This window comes from Paenibacillus sp. alder61, assembly GCF_020179875.1.
GTDB lineage: Bacteria > Bacillota > Bacilli > Paenibacillales > Paenibacillaceae > Fontibacillus > Fontibacillus faecis.
Genome location: NZ_JAIUDG010000058.1, coordinates 1 through 948, shown reverse-complemented (window position 1 = coordinate 948; position 948 = coordinate 1). Strand labels below are relative to the sequence as shown.

The 948-nt window shown below is 53.2% G+C and carries 1 protein-coding gene; it reads right to left on the bottom strand.

Annotated elements, in window-relative coordinates; all coding sequences use genetic code 11:
* Positions 1–948 (bottom strand): SufB/SufD family protein (locus LBW89_RS27995; RefSeq protein ID WP_225040930.1); only part of this gene is annotated, 948 nt, incomplete at both ends.

Genomic DNA, 948 nt, shown 5'->3' with positions numbered 1-948 from the left:
GCGACATCAGATAATAGATTTGCTCCGCATTGACCTGCCCCACGGATGCAGCATGGCCAGCGGTTACATCATCCTCATCAATCAGCAGGATCGGATTGGCATCGCCACGCGCTTTAGGACTTAACATCAGCACGCGTTCGGTTTGCTGACCATCGCAATGGGTAGCGCCTTTTTCAATCTTTGTAATTCCGTTGATAATGGCGGTAGCTTCCTCAAGCATGACGGCACGTGTAATCATCTGGCTCACCGAGCTTCTGCCAAAATGCTGGGCCTGCGTGGTGTAGCTCGATTTTTGAATGCCCGTGCCAATCGCAATCACCTTCGTGTCGGATACCGACCCATTGCCTTGAAGCAAGGTCTGGGTATCGCTGGCGGTATTCCCCTTGTTCATTTCGCCGATAATCCATTCCACCGCGCCATCGGCAAGAACAACCGCCCGCCGCTCGGTGAAATCCGTTGTTGCTGCAGCAAGCTGATGAACCGAAGCGACTTGCACCTTAGAACCCGCTCCCGCAAAGACCTCAACCACACCGTTATGCAAAACCTTGACATCATCCCCGCTCGACAAACAATGATCCACATAAGTGACCTTGCTGTTGCTCCCCGCCACAATTAAGACGTGAGGAGCGAAACGCACCCCGCTGGTATCGTTAAGAAAGATCGCCTGAATCGGCGCTTCAACCTCGACACCGTCCGGGACATATAGGAAAACGCCGCCACTCCATAAGGCGCTGTGTGCAGCAGATAAACGATGCTCTTCCGGCTTCACGGCCTGATAGAGGTAACGTTGAACCAATTCCTCATGTTCTTTTGCCGCAGTGTGCAGGTCCGTTAAAATAACTCCCCGGGCGGCTAAGCTCTCGGCCAATTCCGTATACACTACATCCGAATTGGCCTGAACGATCAGTCCGCCTTTCACTGGCGAACCAGCCAAACCTCGAACAACCT